Annotated in this window: 14 protein-coding genes and 1 riboswitch; of the genes, 5 read left to right on the top strand and 9 right to left on the bottom strand. The window is 39.5% G+C overall.

Annotated elements, in window-relative coordinates; all coding sequences use genetic code 11:
• The first annotated feature begins 8 nt into the window (after window positions 1-8).
• The 3 genes from recN to VYJ22_RS06115 are packed head-to-tail and all read left to right on the top strand — an operon-like array spanning window position 9 to window position 2,826.
• Window positions 9-1,676, top strand: coding sequence for a DNA repair protein RecN (gene recN, locus VYJ22_RS06125; RefSeq protein ID WP_329903035.1), 1,668 nt, complete (start codon window positions 9-11; stop codon window positions 1,674-1,676).
• Between the two features lie 6 nt (window positions 1,677-1,682).
• Window positions 1,683-2,423: a 23S rRNA (guanosine(2251)-2'-O)-methyltransferase RlmB gene (gene rlmB / locus VYJ22_RS06120; RefSeq protein WP_329903034.1), complete on the top strand. Its 741-nt coding sequence runs from the start codon at window positions 1,683-1,685 to the stop codon at window positions 2,421-2,423.
• A gap of 22 nt (window positions 2,424-2,445) precedes the next feature.
• Window positions 2,446-2,826, top strand: a complete 381-nt coding sequence (locus VYJ22_RS06115; RefSeq protein ID WP_329903033.1) for a RidA family protein — start codon at window positions 2,446-2,448, stop codon at window positions 2,824-2,826.
• Window positions 2,827-2,835: 9 nt separating this feature from the next.
• Window positions 2,836-3,035, top strand: a riboswitch (cobalamin riboswitch).
• 300 nt (window positions 3,036-3,335) lie between these two features.
• On the opposite strand, the gene VYJ22_RS06110 is transcribed toward VYJ22_RS06115, so the two are convergent.
• From VYJ22_RS06110 to VYJ22_RS06070, 9 genes are all read right to left on the bottom strand, one after another.
• A complete protein-coding gene (locus VYJ22_RS06110) occupies window positions 3,336-4,292 on the bottom strand; it encodes an NAD-dependent epimerase/dehydratase family protein (RefSeq protein WP_329903032.1) in 957 nt (318 codons plus the stop codon).
• Between the two features lie 223 nt (window positions 4,293-4,515).
• Window positions 4,516-5,787: a M64 family metallopeptidase gene (locus tag VYJ22_RS06105; protein WP_329905584.1), complete on the bottom strand. Its 1,272-nt coding sequence runs from the start codon at window positions 5,785-5,787 to the stop codon at window positions 4,516-4,518.
• Window positions 5,788-5,810: 23 nt separating this feature from the next.
• On the bottom strand, window positions 5,811-7,190 hold the full coding sequence (gene hemG, locus VYJ22_RS06100; RefSeq protein ID WP_329903030.1) for a protoporphyrinogen oxidase: 1,380 nt from the start codon (window positions 7,188-7,190) through the stop codon (window positions 5,811-5,813).
• A 1-nt stretch (window position 7,191) separates the two neighbouring features.
• On the bottom strand, window positions 7,192-9,456 hold the full coding sequence (locus VYJ22_RS06095; protein WP_329903029.1) for a GH92 family glycosyl hydrolase: 2,265 nt from the start codon (window positions 9,454-9,456) through the stop codon (window positions 7,192-7,194).
• 43 nt (window positions 9,457-9,499) lie between these two features.
• On the bottom strand, window positions 9,500-9,919 hold the full coding sequence (locus tag VYJ22_RS06090) for a SufE family protein (protein ID WP_329903028.1): 420 nt from the start codon (window positions 9,917-9,919) through the stop codon (window positions 9,500-9,502).
• 25 nt (window positions 9,920-9,944) lie between these two features.
• Entirely contained in the window at window positions 9,945-10,940 is a 996-nt protein-coding gene (locus VYJ22_RS06085) for a M28 family peptidase (protein WP_329903027.1), read from the bottom strand.
• Between the two features lie 165 nt (window positions 10,941-11,105).
• Window positions 11,106-12,020 carry a DMT family transporter gene (locus tag VYJ22_RS06080; protein WP_329903026.1) on the bottom strand — a complete coding sequence of 305 codons (915 nt, stop codon included), beginning with the start codon at window positions 12,018-12,020 and terminating at the stop codon, window positions 11,106-11,108.
• Between the two features lie 1,723 nt (window positions 12,021-13,743).
• Window positions 13,744-15,102, bottom strand: coding sequence for a dihydroorotase (locus VYJ22_RS06075; protein ID WP_329903024.1), 1,359 nt, complete (start codon window positions 15,100-15,102; stop codon window positions 13,744-13,746).
• The gene (locus VYJ22_RS06070) at window positions 15,099-15,845 is read right to left on the bottom strand and encodes a polyprenol monophosphomannose synthase (protein WP_329903023.1); all 747 of its coding nucleotides are present in this window, start codon (window positions 15,843-15,845) and stop codon (window positions 15,099-15,101) included. The genes VYJ22_RS06075 and VYJ22_RS06070 overlap by 4 nt, the downstream gene beginning before the upstream one ends.
• Before the next feature lie 297 nt (window positions 15,846-16,142).
• Between VYJ22_RS06070 and VYJ22_RS06065 the strand changes: the two genes are divergently transcribed.
• A complete protein-coding gene (locus tag VYJ22_RS06065) occupies window positions 16,143-17,102 on the top strand; it encodes a cation diffusion facilitator family transporter (RefSeq protein WP_329903021.1) in 960 nt (319 codons plus the stop codon).
• A gap of 124 nt (window positions 17,103-17,226) precedes the next feature.
• Window positions 17,227-18,660: a hypothetical protein gene (locus VYJ22_RS06060; protein WP_329903019.1), complete on the top strand. Its 1,434-nt coding sequence runs from the start codon at window positions 17,227-17,229 to the stop codon at window positions 18,658-18,660.
• Window positions 18,661-18,683 lie beyond the last annotated feature (23 nt).

Here is an 18,683-nt window from a genome sequence, read left to right as displayed (position 1 = left end):
AACGGGATATGCTCAATACACTATATATCAAAAATTATGTACTAATAGAGTCGCTTAAGATACAATTCCATCCTCATTTCTCTGTTATTACAGGAGAAACAGGAGCAGGAAAAAGTATTATTCTAGGTGCACTATCTCTGCTCACAGGCAATAGAGCTGATCCCTCTGTTATACGGCCGGGGATAGATAAGTGTATCATCGAGGCATCCTTTACAAATATAGGGACGGAGATAAAAGAAATTCTATCCGAGGCGGAAATTGATGTGGATGATTATGAATGTATTGTCAGACGTGAAATATCCGTAAAAGGAAAAAGCAGAGCTTTTGTCAATGATACTCCGGCATCGGTAAGTTTACTCAAAATACTTTCTGAGCACCTTATTGACATCCATTCTCAACACAAGAATTTACTTTTAGGCGATACACACTTCCAATTGAGTGTGCTAGATTTATACGCCGGCAACCAAAATTTGCTCAAAGAATACAAATGTCATTATAACGAATATAATAAGCTCAAGGAAGTCCTGAGAAATAAAGAGGAAGCATTGGAAGCAGGAAAGAAAGAACAGGACTATATGGAATTCCAATGGAATCAGCTTAACGAGCTAAATCCCCAACCTGACGAACTGGAACAACTGGAGGAGGAAGAAAAAATACTATCTCATTCTTTAGATATCAAACTGGGGTTGACCAATGCTTACGAATCCTTATATGAGAATGACTGCAATGCTATGTCATGTCTAAAATATGCTCATGATAGCCTGAATGCGACAGCAAAATATTATCCTCAATCAGAGGAATTGTTTACACGTCTTCACAGCATACAACTCGAATTAGAGGATATCGCACAAACAATATCCAGAGAGTCGGAAAAAATCAATTATGACCCTCAGAGATTATCGATAATCAGAGAAAGGCTTGATGCACTGAATTCTTTATTACTCAAACATAATGTTACTACATCTAATGAGTTAATAGCTTTCAAGGATGAATTAGAAAGGAAACTAATGACTCTGTCCAATTCGGACAATCTCATCCAAGAGCTAAAGGCTGAATTAAGCCAAAAACATAAGGAACTCACCCTCTTGGCGGAGGAGCTGAGTGCCCATAGGCATAAGGCAGCACAACATATAATAACCAAATTGATTGAGAGTCTCAAAGAGCTGGGAATACCCTTTATCCGATTTGATATAGCTTTTGCAAAGTATCCTGATTTACATGAAACGGGATATGATCAAGTTACCTATTTATTTTCAGCAAATAAAGAGTTACCGATTGAGCCCGTAGCCAATATTGCCTCAGGAGGTGAGATATCACGCTTGATGCTCTCTCTCAAAGCACTCATTGCTGATAAAAAAAGCTTACCTTCAATAATCTTTGACGAAATAGATACAGGTGTATCAGGCGATATTGCAGAAAAGATCGGTTTTATCCTTCAGCGGATGGGACATACTATGCAAGTCATAGCCGTCACACATCTACCACAGATAGCTGCCTCCGGTAATTCTCATTACTTCGTTTACAAAGATTCCACAAACGACACCACCGTTAGTACTATCAAAGAGTTGAGTAAACAAGAGCGTATAGAAGAGATAGCCCGCATGCAGAGTGGCAATAACCTCTCTGAAATATCACTGGCTGCAGCAAAGCAATTATTAGAACAATCACATTCATAATCAATAATGAAAGATAACAAACTTATATACGGTGTTCATCCCGTGCTTGAAGCTCTTGAAGCCGGCAAGCAATTGGACAAGATATTTATAAAACGAGGTCTCAAAACAGAAGATACGGATTCAATATATGCTCTTGCCAAAGAACAGATGGTACCCGTATTGAATGTACCTCAAGAGAAATTGGATAGGATAACGAAAAAGAATCATCAGGGCATTATCGCATTCCTGTGTGATATTGAGTATACTCAACTTGATCAACTAATCCCCATGCTCTATGAAAATGGTAAAAGTCCATTTTTAATGTTACTTGATGGCCTCACAGATGTAAGAAACTTCGGAGCCATAGCACGTACTGCAGAATGCGCCGGCGTAGATGCTATCATTATACCAGAAAGAAACAGCGTATCCGTCACAGGTGATGCAATTAAAACTTCTGCCGGAGCACTACATCGCATTCCAGTATGTAGGGTAAGCTCTATACCTGCTGCAATACGGATGTTACATGACAATGGCATACAAGTCGTAGCAGCTTCAGAAAAAACAGAAAATATATTTACGGAAGAGAACTTATCCTTACCTTTGGGTATTGTGATGGGTGCTGAAGATACAGGCCCCTCCCAAGAAACATTGCGATTGGCTGACAAAATTGTCACCATACCCCAAACAGGATCTATAGGCTCACTGAATGTATCCGTAGCAGCAGGGATCCTTGTATATGAAGTAATCAGACAACAAAATATTCATTAAATCTAAATATTACTACAATCTTATGAAAAAAGTAATCTCAACCCAATTGGCTCCCGCCGCTATAGGGCCTTACAGCCAAGCTATTCAGGTTAATAACACGTTGTATACATCAGGTCAACTGGGAATAGACCCAGAGACAGGTGACTTTGTATCCGATAATATTACTGCCCAAACAGAGCAAGTATTTCGCAATCTTAGGGCAGTGCTCAGTGAGGCAGGTTTTGAGATGAGTCATGTGATCAAAACTACATGCTTTCTTTCTGATATGGGAAATTTTACAGCAATGAATGATGTATATCAGAAGAATTTTGAAGGCGATTTTCCTGCACGCTCTGCGGTAGCTGTAAAAACATTACCAAAAAATGGTTTAGTAGAAATTGAGGTCATTGCTGTAAAGGACTAAATTATTTATATATCTTTGTATAGGTTTTGTGCATAGCACTATATGGTGTAAATGCTTAAAAGGGAATTAGGTGTAAATCCTAAGCAGTCCCGCTGCTGTAATCAGCTGTTTGAAGATCCGCGATTAACCACTGATAGTTCTGTACTCTTGGGAAGGTGCCGGATAATTAGGCTGAAAGCCAGAAGACCTGCAAAACTTTTCTGCAGCTTCGAGGAAAGCTATGACAATGAAATAAACTTCATGTCAAAAATTCCACTTAGGAAACCGTTCTCACGCAGAGAGAACTTTTAAATTATTATTTGCCATAATAATTTAGTGAATTAAAGCCTTCGGGATATAAAAGACTTGGTGTAATGAGCGACATTAGGTTATTTTATTTCCGGAGGTTTTATTTTTGGATCCTTATTGCATAACCTTTCTAGGTGTATAGGTTACTTTCGGAATACTATTAAAAAAGCGGGATGGTCATCGAAATGACATCCCGCTTTTGTATGATTGTCAGAAAATACTTACTTTCCGAAACGGATTTTCAACTTCTCTATCATGTCTTTACTCATAGAGTCAAGATCATAGGAAGGAGTCCAGTCCCATTCTTGACGGGCACAGGTATCATCCAATGAATTAGGCCATGATTCCGCAATGCTTTGTCTCAAAGGATCAACATCGTAGGTCATCTCAAAGCCTGGCACCAATTTCCTGACTGCTGCTGCTATCTGTGAAGGTTCAAAGCTCATTGACGCAATATTAAAGGAGTTGCGATGAACAAGTCTTGAAGGATCAGCCTCCATAAGTTCCATACAAGCACGCAAAGCGTCCGGCATATACATCATATCCATATAAGTACCCTCTTTGATGGGACATACAAACTTTCCTTCCTTGACGGCTGCATAATAAATATCCACGGCATAGTCTGTGGTACCGCCTCCTGGAGGTGTTACATTAGAGATAAGACCGGGGAATCGCACCGAACGAGTATCAACACCAAAGCGTTTAAAGTAATAATCTCCTAATAATTCACCTGCTACCTTGGTTACACCATACATAGTTTTGGGACGTTGGATTGTATCTTGAGGTGTTTTATCTTTGGGGGTGTCATTACCAAAAGCTCCGATAGAACTGGGAGTAAACACAGCAGAACCAAGCTCACGCGAAACTTCCAAAACATTGAAAAGTCCACCTAGCCCGATTTTCCATGCCAACTGCGGCTTAGCCTCGGCAACAGCGCTTAATAAAGCTGCAAGATTGTAAATAGTATCGATTTTGTACTTTTTCACAACATCCGCTATCTGTTGAGCATCAGTGATATCAACCACTTCGGATGGTCCACTCTCAAGCAACTCTCCCACAGGCGGGGCTCCCGGTATATAACCTGCTACTACTTGTCCTTCCGGATAATGCTTTCTCAACGTCATAGTTAGCTCCGATCCGATCTGTCCGGTAGAGCCTATAATCAGAATGTTTTTCATATTTGAATAATTATCTAACAAAGATTCTTTTTTGTGGAAAATAATAATTTTATTTTGCGAGCAAAGTTATAGATAATTCTTTGAATCCTTTGCTTTAGCTTTCTATTTTAATAGGGTAATCTATATGAAAAATAATACGAGAATAATTAAATATATTATACTTAATAATCAATCAATCTCAGAAGCTCCTTCACTCCCCGATATATAAGGAGCAAATATCGGCTTATTGGCAATAAAATTTGATCAAATTCTCCAATGCCAAGCGACATGCAGGGCAAAATCCGGGAGCTTCATTTGTACGCATCCGGCAGTCATAGCTACATCTGTAAAAACCTTTCATGCTATAAGCCGCGCCTTCATATAATCCAGCTAACACTTTATCTTTCAAATCCACAGGAGTTGGAGTAGGTGTCCCTTTACGAATAAGACCTGACCATTTTTCGCCTTTAAAGGCAACCAAATTAGTTACATTCTGTTCCCATGGCTCTGTAGTTCGTGAGTAAGAGTCTGTCATAGTATCATTGTCATAAAAATACTCATCGGCAAGACCTCCGAAGCTATGTCCAAACTCATGCACTACTACTGGCTCAAACATTTTGTTATGAGAAGTTGTCAATGTAAAGGCGTTGTATATACCGCCACCGCCATATACATCTGTATTAGCAAGGATAATTATGTGCTCATAAGGTATGCCTGAGAGAGCATTATGTATAGCCTTCACCCTTCGGCTGGTAAGATATCTGGCGCTATAGAAAGTATCAAAGTGGGATCCATAGGGTGTATTCTTCCACGTATGATCACGGGGTACGCTCACACCACTATCTTCTGAAGGAGACTTTACGGCAATAACATTGAAATGAGACTTATTGGATTTGAACGGCTCATGCGAAAATAAAGCATCACATGCCTTGCGAGCATCAATCATAAATGTACTCATCTCTTTCGAAGTATATCCCTCAGCCATAATCACAACGTCAATACAACTGCTTGGGCTACCACTTTTGACAAGATATTCATGAGGAATTACGTGAGAATCAGACCTCTGATGTATTAGTATATCCTTTGGGTCAATGTTCATTTCATGGTGAGCTATTATCTTACGATGCATATTCTCCAAAGTAATGGAGACATTGACAGGTATTTTGGGATAAGGAACAAGAAAAATATTTTCATACGAACGCTGTGTCACACCAGCCTCGTCCGTAGACAACCATTCCTGGAAAAGAGAGGAGAAGCTAGTCTTATAAATCACAGCTCCGCTTTTTTGATCTCTAACCACTATTTGTCCATTGCCTTCAAGAGGGAGCTTGTCCAGATTATGTCGCCTACCACTCCAACCATCGAGCATATTAAGCTCTTCAGGGAAAATGTTGACTTGTTTAGTATCTCCGGCAAAGATATAATCCAGGCGAAGCGTACTATCTGCAAAGAAAACATCGAACTGTTGTGCCTTACTTGGAAAAAGGGCGATACTCAGTAAAATAAAAAGGGGCATTATGCCCCTTGTAATCATTTTATTCATAAGCTATCAATAATATGTTGTGCAATATGTGTACCTTGTGTAATACGATGAGCCATACCAATACCATCACGGATTGACCCGCCAAGATAAAGACCGGGGAAAGCTCGCTCTATGCGATCAATCGCATCAAACCGCTCACCTGAATCGGCATAGTATTGGGCTATAGCATATGGGTATTTACTTATATGTATCAGATCAGGTTTTATATCGGGATCAATATTCAGCATTGCGTTGAGTTCGCAGAGTGCAATCTCTTTCAATTCATCATCAGTCATATCAAGATACTCCGCATGCTTGATGCCTGCCATAAAAATAGTATACAATGCCCCCCCCTGCGGTGCACGACCTTGGAAACAGTCCGAAGGAAACAAAATACCCAGTATCTTGCGTTTTTCAATAGAAGGAACAAGCCCTCCGAAAGCTTTGTACTTATAGGGCTTGATCTGCTTATAACCCACAGCGACTTCGATGACAGGGGCGTATTGCAACTTACTTATCTGTGCAACGTCCTCCACAGAAGCATCTGATAAAATAGTCCCGAGTGCATACGCTCCCACCGTGGTAACGACTTTGCGTGATCGTAGTACGTGTCGGGTTCCCTTCTCATCATCATAGCATACGTCGAATACTCCATCATCTCCTCTCTTCAATGATATTATATTTGCCGAAAGATGAATATTATCAGAAGATATATATTCACTCATAGCCTTAATAAGATTACCAAAACCACCCTTGGCTGAAAACACCTCCTTAGTAGCTTTACGATCACGTTCTGTCTTGGGTTGCTTCATCTTGTGAATGGTTCCCTTGACAAAGCTCCCATGGTCAGCCTCAAGATTATAAAGCTTAGGCAAGGCATATCGAGTAACCAACTTGCATGGATCACCGGCATAAACCCCTCCCAAGAAAGGATCTACCGCATATTGGAGATAGGATTTACCAAGTCTTCTCTGTGCCAATGACCCTACACTTTCGTTAGGATCAATTCCTTTCTTTCTGAATGGTTCTCCCAGAATTCTAAATTTGTCATACCATGTAAACAGTGGAGTAAATAAGGCTCCCGACAGCGAAGAAGGGATTGGATGAAAAGTATTGCCCTTCCAAATCAATCGATTGGATGCCTCCTTATCAGCCACCTCAAGCTCTACCCTATCACCAAGCAACTCAAATAACTCTTTGACTTCGGGTGTAGACACAGATCCCGTATTAGGGCCCAATTCATATACAAACCCATCACGATGCATGGTTCTTATTTGTCCACCTGCTACAGAATCCTTTTCCAATAAAAGAACCTTTTTTCCGGCTCTCTTCAGGTGACATCCTATAGTAAGTCCCGTAAGTCCGGCACCTATTACTATCACATCCAACTCTTCCATCTCACTTTCCATTAGGGCTTGAACTCATCTTAATCTCAAGTAAACCACCGGCTTTAAGATCACGGTGTTTAAATGTATTGTTAGATAGAGGCTTACCATTGATCTTTGCTGATACCACGTATTTGTTACTGCGACTATTGCCTTGTACTCTGATGGTAAATATACCGCCTTTGACTGGAATTACAGCTTCATCAACTAATGGACGTCCTATGATATACTCCGCCTTACCGGGACATACCTGATAAAATCCCAATGCATTCATCACATACCATGCCGACATTTGCCCACAATCTTCATTCCCGATGATACCGTCCGGTGCAGGTTTATAAAAAGTATAAAGTATAGAGTCTAGTATCTCCTGAGTTTTATATGGAGTTTTGGTCCAGTTATAAAGATAAGCAATGTGGTGGCTGGGCTCATTGCCATGAGCATATTGTCCGATAAGTCCGGTAATATCCCCGGCTGGTTTGCCTTCTAGTTCGGATGAAGTAGTAAAGAGCGTGTCAAGATTAGCCTGCAATATATGATTTCCGCCCATCAAGCTTATAAAACCATCCATATCATGGGGTGCATAAAAACTCCATTGGTAGGCATTACCCTCTGTATAGTCATTCTCCCCGTGTGTAGAATAGCGAGGATTAAATGGGGTTTTGAATTTTCCATTACTCATGATGGGACGCATTAGGTTAGTTTCATGATCCCAGTATTTTTTATAAAACATCGCTTTCTCATCATATGCTTTGCGTAGGCTGTCATTTCCTACAGCTTCGGCAATACGAGCAATGCACCAGTCATCATATGCCATCTCTACAGCCCATGATACAGACTCATGTACAGAATCGGCAGGAACAAATCCATATTTGTCCTTATAGTAATTATGCTTGGTAATAAGGTCATGTTCACGTGTACCCTTGAACTTCTCATCCAGATCAGGGCGATAAATGGCTGTTCTGTAAGCAGCTTCAGCCCACTCTTTGAGGTCTTCTCCATCAACCAATCCCTTAGCTACCAGATCCGCCAGGATACTCACACTATGGTAGCCCGGCATGCAGCCTGTATAGTTAGAAGCTAATGGCCAACGGGGTATAATACTACCCTCTCTGTAATCAGATATAAGACTTCTGCCATATTTTTGGGCTTTGGTCGGATCAATGATAGTGAGCAAGGGATGCAAAGCCCTATAAGTGTCCCAAATGGAAAAAACGGTATAATGTCCGTTCTTGCTATCCTGCTTATGTACTTGCTTGTCCATTCCTAAGTAATTACCATCTACATCCTGATAATTATACGGAGCTATGTACATATGATACATGGCCGTATAGAAATTCTTCAAAACAGCTGTATCCTGTGTGGTAATGCTTATTTTAGAAAGCGTTTTATTCCATTGACTGCGACTTTCTTCCTTGATATCATCAAAATTCCATCCTGGCATCTCTTCATTGAGATTCTTGAGAGCACCATCAGGATTAACAGGTGATAATGCGACCTTGACCAAAACATCCTCTTTGCCATCGGGTAAATAAATATGCAGTTTGACATCTGCTGTGTCAGTCAAACTCATCGGATATTGTACAGCTTCACGCATTCCGTCACGCATGAGGGCCATACTATCAGCTTTTGTGTTAAGTACCATGTAATAACTCATGCGATGATGTTCCGCCCATCCTTTGGTATAATAAGTACCGAAGATTGTGCTATCATTGAGCATAGTCACTTCATTTTTCACCACCTTATGCCCCCAATTAGGTTGTAATATATGCCCCAAGTCGAGCATGATACGCCTATCAGAGGGGTTGATGTATTTATATCTATGCACACCTACTCTGTCCGTACTCGTAAGCTCTACTTGTATGTTGAAGTTGTTCAGTGCAACCTTGTAATAGCCGGGTACAGCAACTTCAGACTTCTTATCAAAGGTTGCTACAGGCTTGAGACTATCGGCTCCCGAATAAGGCAATACAGCTACATCCCCCATATCGCCGATACCGGTACCACTCAAATGCGTGTGAGAGAATGCATAAATTACGTTATCATCATCATGATATCCGCTACTAGCCTCCCATCCTAATAAATGTGTATCAGGACTAAGCTGTACCATAGCATTGGGGCGTGTAGCACCGGGAAAAGTGTGGCCATGAGCACCTGTGCCTATAAACGGATCTACAAAAGCGGCATAATCAATAGTTTGTGCCTTTTCTTTAGATTTACAACCGACAAAAACTAAAGAGAAAGCACATAAAGAAAATAAAATATGTCTGTGGGACATGATACTATACTTAAAATAATATTGTTTGTTGGAGAATCAGTAATTATTGCTGAGCAGCGAAAGCCACTGCATACATCTTCATTTGGTTGAGCATGGCTACCAATCCGTTGGAACGAGTAGGAGACAAATGCTCATCAAGCCCAATTTCTTTTATGAAATAGAGATCAGATTCAATAATGTCTTGGGGCTTTTGGTCATTGAGTACTCTCAAAAGGAGAGATACAATCCCTTTTACAATGATGGCATCACTTTCGCCCTGATAATGTACCTTACCGTCCTGCATGGCTGCGGTAATCCATACACGGCTTTGACAACCTTCTATGAGATGAGCGGGTGTTTTCTCGTCTTCGGGCATCGGATCCAATGAATTTCCCATCTCTATGAGCAGTTCATACTTATCCATCCAATCATCAAATCCGGAAAATTCAGCTATAATCTCGTCTTGAATTTCGTTAATGGTCATTTTATTTTCGATTTACGTCCAAGTGTTATTTATATTCTTTTATTACCGTCATCACAGTGTGGCCTACTGCACGCAGTGTTTCGGTAGAAATGATATTCATATTATCTTCATGGGTATGCCAATAATCACCAAACCCTTTTGAATTCTCATTGCTATAATTGATAATATCGATACAGGGTATCTTCAATTCTTTTATAACAGGTACATGGTCATCCGTCATAGTACCACCGTCACTTTGTTTAAAGAACTTACCATAGCCCAATCGTGAAGCAGTATCCCATACCAGATTCAATATGCGTGATGCATAGATTTTAGAGTAACCCTCGTAAAAGAATGTTGCATCTTTGGATCCAACCATATCCAGCAAGATCCCAAAATCCGCGGTATACCCCGGCGCATGGGGATTTTTTGCCCAGTATTGCGATCCCAAACACCATGAATTATCATCATTGGGAGTTCCATAATCCTCAGAGTCAAAAAGAACTATATCCACGCCTACTGAAGGTTTATCAATGGCGTACTGCCGAGCCATCTCCATCAGAACCCCTACGCCACTGGCTCCGTCATCGGCACCCAAAATCGGAGTCTTACGTTTTTTAGGATCAGGATCCTGGTCTGCAACAGGACGGGTATCCCAGTGAGCCATAAGCAGAATACGCTGTTTGTTTTGAGGGTTTATGCTTACAATAATGTTTTTAGAGGGTAATATAGTCCCGTCATAAGCTTTAAGATCGGCATTTTGCACAATCACCTGATGGCCCCAGTTTGTAAATTTAGCCTCCATCCATTCAGCACAAGCTTTGTGAGCCTTGGATCCGGGTACACGAGCACCAAAAGCCACCTGATCTGCAATATATTGATAAGCACTGTCGGCATTGAACGTGATATTATTATGCTCAACGGATACAGTATCTGAACTCTCAGCGGAGTCTGTTTGCTGAGTCTTATGACCACAACCTGTAAAACAGGCCAAGACAATAGATACACAACAAGCTCCTATGGTTATCATTTTTTTATTCATCCTTGATATTAATTTTATAGATTTACAAAGTTGCTAAAAAACAATCATATTTCCTTTCTTTCTATATACCTTTATACCTTTCATCATTGCATCAAAAAATATCAGACCTGTTACAAGATACCGCGATCAACAACGATATGCGAATAAATAGGTATATCAAAAAAGTTACTTCACCTTGGGATTGATTTTGCTGGTTGTAACAATATAGACACCTACAAATACAAGTGCAACTGCAAGTATTTTGTCCGGGCCAAAAGTATCCATCCCTATTGCCACCGTATATATAGCAGACACAATAGGTTGTACATAGTTGTACATACTCAGCATAGTAGGCTTGAGCATCTTTTGGGCATACATCATCAAAATATAAGTAAGAAATGTGGCACCTACCACCACGAATGCAAGTCTTAACCAAATATTTTGAGGAATATCCACCCAATTGATTGTTTGATATTTTATAAACACAAAAGGCAAGATACAAACCGATGAAGACAAAAACATATATTTGTTCAACGTCACTACAGAGTATTTACCAATAAGGCCCCTGAAACGAGTCAGATAAAATGCAAATGAAAATTGGGCAATAAGGACCATGATATCTCCCCAAATACTACCCTGTTGTCCGGATATTACTGCCGCATGATTAGTAAAAATAAGTACAAGGGCACCTACCAAACCAATGAACACCCCTAAAACCTTTTTTTGTGTTACCGGCTCTTTGAGAAAGATAGCCGCTAAGATCATAGTGATGATTGGTGACGTAGTAGTAATGATAGAAGCATTGATGGGTGATGTTTTGGATAGGCCGAATATAAATAACCCTTGGTTGAGCAATGCCCCAAAAATACCTGCAAGTAATAATGCTCTTTTATCTCTGGTCTCAACATGCTCCCTTGGTAAAAATAGTGAAAGAAGCCAAAAGCACATCAACCCGCCACATAACCTAAACCCTACTACTGTGGTAGCATCAAGGTAGCTAAGCACTTGCTTTCCTATGGGTGCATTGATGCCCCACAAGGCTGTGGCAATTAAAATATAGGCATGTCCTTTAAAGGAGTATCGACTTACCCGGGTATCCATATTTGAATCTCAATTAATAAACAATGTCCCGACAAAAGTACTAAACCTGTAGTATAACAACATGAATTTACCAATATTTATTAATTGAAAATAGGCATCATTCATGATAATTAGGACAAGATCAATTAGATATAAATAAGCATATAAGCATAAGATGAATCGGTCTCAACCTATAAACATTATTGCTATGTATAAATACAACGGTGTTAAGTGACATCACCCTGCGTATAGAAAACACCCAAATGTATCTGTTTTGTTAGGAACAGATTAAGATTAAATATTATGAAAAACAAACAGTTCAGCAAAGAGTTGACCATGCTGAACTTTGATAAATGTCCTATCTCTTTTATAAACCATAAGGTGGAATTACTCGATAAGCAAAATAATAACAATCATTCAATTATCGCATCTGATGCTTGCATATTCTGCATAAGAAATATAGAATATCATTCTGACAAAATGATAGTTTGAATACATTTATTTTTAGTATTTGTAATAGCAGTAACATACTGTGATAATTACAATTAAATATATTTAACAAGCCTAAAAATCAATTAAAATAAGGTATAGCTTAGTTACAAGTCATGACTTATTTAGACTAAGTCTAAATAAGAAACACAATTTTCGACCCTAAAATAGCAGAAAAATAAGAGCTAAATAAACAGTAGGGGTAATTTTAAAGCCAAAAATAAATAATTAAAAGTTGGCATGGCCACATATTATATATTTTCACTCCTCGGTATAAATCAAGCATATCTCTTCCAATGTATTTGATTCTATTATGATGAGTCAATGATCCGTATATGATAAGATCAATGACTGTATAGGATAAAGCGATCGATCGTGTACGATAAGTCAATTGACCGTATAGGATAAGTCAGTCATCCGTCTATGATAAGTCGATGGACTTATCTACAAGAATTTATGATAAAGCAATAAGGAGTTCTGAAAAACGATAGTAACACAAAAAGCTTCATAATACAAGAAATAGGAAAGCGGTAATAATGAGAAGTATCTGAGTATACTTACCTAAGATTCATAGCTACATGGTTACCTATATGAGACTGTTGTCTTTTGCAACAGTCTCATGGATTTTGGAGGCAAAGCCGACAAAAGACACTTTGACCGGGCAGAGAAGGTAAAGTGCAAGGCGCTAAGAGTGAGTGCACAGGGAGTTTACTTCAGGTAAATGACCAAGCGCGAATCTCGCAAGCAACGAAGCAATTGGCCTGCTATGCAACGGTCTCTATATGGCTTTCTGCCTACTATAATTGAAAGCATGCCCCCGTCGTTTATACTATGGTTATGAAGGCTATAAACCTCGGTATAACTAGATATATTTACGATATTTGCTTTCATACTCATGAGTTCGTTATTGCCTATGGATAGTTATGAAGATATTTTTAGCGTTTGGTTACAAAGATACAATATTAGCACCCCATTTGTCAATAGCCCGCAAATGGAGCTAAAACAAACTAAAATGAAAAATGATAAAAGATATAAATACTGACATAATGATAGATGTAGATGCATTTGGCTATGACAAGTCATGCAGGAGGGTAAATCGCGATAGATAGACCAGACATATAATGGTAAAACATCTACAACCTCAAAAAGGGTGCTTAATAATGGGCAAAACTGTAGAGTAATAACTACAGGATAATAGCTGGGATACTATGAAGATTGCATCATATAAGATACCAACGCAGGGGGATTTTTGCGTTTACGAAAATACCAAAGGCATTACCGAAGGCCGTTCCTCAGAAACCACACCTTGCTTTACGGCAATATAACCATTGACTAAGGTATACTCCACTGCGTGTGAGAATGTTTGTCCTTCAAAAGGAGACCATCCGCACTTACTGAGTATCGATGATTTATCAACTGTGCATTGAGCATTGGGGTTTACAAGAACAAGATCGGCGTAATAACCTTCTCTTATATATCCTCTCTTGTGGATATGAAAAAGTTCGGCAGGTTGGTGACACATCTTATCCACCACTGTCTCACGGCTAAAGATGCCGCTACGAGCCATTTCGAGCATGGTGAGCAGAGAATATTGAATAAGAGGACCTCCACTGGCAGCACTGAGACAATTGCCTTGCTTTTCCTCCCACAGGTGAGGGGCATGGTCAGTAGCAATGATATCAATCAGGTTGTTATTGACCCCTTGGCGCAGTGCGTCTCTATCTTGTATAGTTTTGATAGCTGGGTTCCATTTGATTTTATTGCCGTAGGATTCATAGTCCTGATCACTGAACCATAAGTGATGCACACAGACCTCAGAGGTTATTCGTTTGTCCTTGAGTGGAATATCATTGCGAAACAAGGACAACTCTTTGGCTGTAGAAATATGGAGGATATGCAATCGGCTATTATATTGCTGTGCAAGAGATACAGCCTCATAAGATGATTCATAGCAGGCCTCAGCACTTCTGATTATGGGATGAAAAAAGATGTTGAGATTTTCCTGATTATATTTTTTCTTGAAAAATTCCTTGTTTGCCCTTATAATCTCTTCTTTTTCGCAATGAGTGGCTATGAGTAGATCTGTTTCTTTGAAAATACGGCTCAGGGTCTCTTTGTTGTCGACCAACATGTTGCCGGTAGATGAGCCTAAAAAAAGCTTTAGCCCGGGTACTTTATGCGGATCTATTTTTTTGATTTCTTCGATATTATCATTGGTACCTCCAAAAAAGAAAGCATAGTTTGCCCAAGAGGTATCGGCCGCTCTTTGGAGTTTATAATCGAGTTGTTCTGTTACAGTAGTAGGCGGGTTGGTATTGGGCATATCCATGAATGACGTAACGCCGCCTGCAATAGCAGCACGGCTCTCACTCATAATATCGGCCTTCTTGGTAAGTCCGGGTTCTCTGAAGTGTACCTGATCATCAATGCAACCCGGGATGAGTAGCAGTCCTTCACAATCGATCACTTCATCAAAGTGCATGGACTCTGCATATTCCGCCTCCTGCTCATCCGCTTTTACAATGCGTGATATCCACTCATTCTCTATAATGACTGAGCCAAGGTAGGTTTGTCGCTCATTGATGATTGTGGCATTCTTCAGATATATTCTCATTGCTGACTGTTTCTTTTAGGAAATTTATTGGTCATACGCCACCATCGGAGTTTGAGTACTCCGGTAAATGCTTCTCCGAAAATAGAACTATTCATCTTGGATGTACCCAATACCCTATTTTCAAAAGTAATAGGGACTTCTTTGATTTTAAATCCAAGGCACCTGGCTGTATACTTCATCTCGATCTGGAAGGCATATCCTTTGAAGTGTATAGAATCTAAGTCTATAGATTCCAATACACGCCTCCTATAGCAAACAAAACCCGCAGTAGTGTCATTGACAGGCATCCAAGTTACAGCCTTTACATACAGAGATGCTCCGTAACTCATCATGATCCTACCCAAAGGCCAGTTCTTGACCTTACCACCTTTTATATATCTGGATCCTATAGCTACATCAGCCCCATCTTGCGCACATGCATTGTATAGGTCAATAAGCTTATGGGGGGGATGACTAAAATCACAGTCCATCTCAAAGATATATTCGTAGTTGTGAGCAAGACTCCATTTGAATCCTGCGATATATGCCGTACCTAAACCCAACTTACCGCTACGCTCGACCAAGAATAGATTGCTGTGATTGGATTGCAATGTTTTTACAATCTGCGCGGTGCCGTCAGGCGATCCGTCATCAATAATGAGGATATCAAAGGCTTTGGGTAGACTAAAAACGGTCTCAATCATTTGAGCAATATTCTCTCGCTCGTTGTAAGTGGGGATTATTACTATGGAATCGTTTTGCATATTACAAAATTAATTACTCCGATATAAGGATTCAAATAGACAACAAAGTTAATTATATAAAGAATTAATAAAAGGAAATATGATGCAAAGTTTTTAAAAACATTATCACTATCACGGCATATAATATAAATCGAAGTAAACAAAGGCCGTAAATGTAAGATACAAGGTTATTGAGCTGAACCGGGACCTTATCATACAATACCTACATGAGGGTATTTTTATTTTTTGGATACTGTAGTCATGGGATATGATAGAGTATTAATTAATTTTGTAATTATAAATAAATGGATGACAATTATGAATGATATAGATAAATCACAAGAGCACATGCATTGTTGCCACGGTCACAACCATAGTCATCAAGGACATCATCATACCCACATGCATGGTCATCACAGTGAGGGCAATATACTCACGGCTTTTTTCCTGAATATCTTTTTTGCTATTATAGAACTTGTAGGAGGTATCTATACCGGAAGTGTGGCTATCATGTCTGATGCTTTGCATGATTTCGGAGACTCTATATCTCTGGGTATCGCATGGCGACTTCAGAAGTTGTCCAAGAAAGGCCGTGACGCTACTTTTACTTATGGTTATAAGCGATTTGCTTTACTGGGCGCACTGCTCATTTCTATCTTACTACTCGTGGGATCTGTATTTGTTATCATTGCTTCTGTAGAGCGCCTCATCGACCCATCAGAACCTAAAGCCAAAGGTATGCTTATTCTAGCAATATTCGGTGTGATCATAAATGGTGCAGCAGTATTGAGATTACGCTTAGGACACTCGCTCAGCGAACGAGCAGTAATGCTCCATATGCTGGAAGATGTATTGGGATGGATAGCAGTACTTATCGTAAGTTTGGTAATGATGTTTGTAAAAGTGCCTATATTGGACCCCATATTATCACTATGCATTACAATGTGGATACTATACAATGTATACCGCAATCTAAGGGAATCGTTCAAAATATTGCTTCAAGGAGTACCTACAGATGTAGATCGAGCCGGGCTGGAAACCAAAATTTTGGAGATACCTAATGTATGTTCTGTTCATGATATACATCTTTGGACATTGGATGGTGAGAGTCACATTATGACTATACACGTAGTTTATCGATGTAACAAAATCTGTACCCCTGAAACAATAGCCGCATTCAAAAGAGAAATCAGGGATGTTGCTGCACAATATCACATAGAGCATCTGACTATAGAACTTGATCCTGAGAATACATCTTGTTCTCTCGAAAACTGTTAATCATGCTTCACATATAGTATAAAGTATCCATTAGACAGCATACGCAGCCATAGCAAGCAATATAAAATTGTGTATCTTTACATCTGTAAGAGTTACTTCCCCTAATAATATTAATACTCTTTAGATGAAGAAACGTAATTTGATAAAAAAAGTAATGGGAATAATGTGCCTGGGATTGTCATTATTTTCATATAATTGTTACTACGCCACGGGACAAAGTCTTGAAGAGGCTCAGAATCTTTATAACAATGGCAATTATGCGCAAAGCCTCACTATGGCCAGGCAGCTAGAGAGCCAAAACCCCAAAGACAAGAATATCAAGTTATTAATTGCGCAAGCCACTCTACATAACGGCAAACCTGAGATAGCTTTAACCCTCTTTCAGTCATTAGCACCCAAATTGGGTGCTCAAGGACATATCTATCTTGCCGAGGCCTATTATTACAACTATGATTTTGGTAAAGCCAAAGCTTCTTTGGAAAAATATACGGCTCCACTCAAAAAACGGAAGAAAGAAGTTCCTCATCAAGCAATGATACTGGAAAAAAAGATATCCAAGGCAGAGAAGCTACTTGATAAGACAGAACGACTCACCATAATTGATAGTACAGTTTATCCCAAACATGAAATGCTCAAAGCGATCAGACTATCTCATGGCGAAGGTACTCTACAAAAACAAGAAGTCACAACACTAAACAAAGGCAGTATTGCGACTGCATGTATAAATGGGTTGCAGAGCAATAAAGTATTTTCATCTCAACAAAGCAATGACAGTTCGCTCAATCTTTATACATCAAGTATTATAGGAGGTAAGTGGTCTACTCCCGTAGCTATAGACAAGCTCAACAGCACAGCAGACGAAAACTTTCCGTTTATAAGACAAGACGGAACTACTCTTTACTTTGCACGGAATGCTGAGGATGGACTAGGTGGATACGACATATATTTCTCGAGATTCAATCTTGACAACAATGAATACTTAGAGCCGTCCCACTTGGGAATGCCCTTCAACTCACCATTCAATGACTATATATTAGCTTTTGACAATGCTAAGAATATTGGCTATCTTGTCAGTGATCGGTATCAGTCTTCTGATTCTGTAGTCATATACACCTTTGTACAAAACAAGGAGTTTATACCTGTAGCAGATGACAATCCGGATGTAAAAAAAATGTGGGCTACTCTCAAGAGCATGAAAGAACTGAAAGACACTTCTGAAAAAAACTCAGAAATATCAAACAATAAACAGGAATCGCCCAAGGAAGAATATGAGTTTGACTTTGTAATTACGGGAAACAGGGTATATCATTATCTCAAAGATTTCAAAAGCTCAATGGCATTGGAGCGATTTTCTGAAGTGATGAAATTACAGAAAGAGCTGAATATCACTGAGACAAACCTACTTTCACTGAGAAAGAAATACACCGAAGGCTCAGCAGAACAAAAAGCACAGCTTACTCCTGATATAGTGGCACTTGAGAAGAAGCAAGAGACTGCAAAGCAAAAATTGCAAACTCTCATATTAGAAACAAGAGAGTTAGAACTAAGAAACAACTAATCACACTTATATTTTAAAAACTA

The sequence above is a fragment of the Porphyromonas pogonae genome, assembly GCF_036320655.1.
Classification (GTDB): domain Bacteria; phylum Bacteroidota; class Bacteroidia; order Bacteroidales; family Porphyromonadaceae; genus Porphyromonas; species Porphyromonas pogonae.
This window is presented reverse-complemented; position numbering and strand designations above follow the sequence as displayed.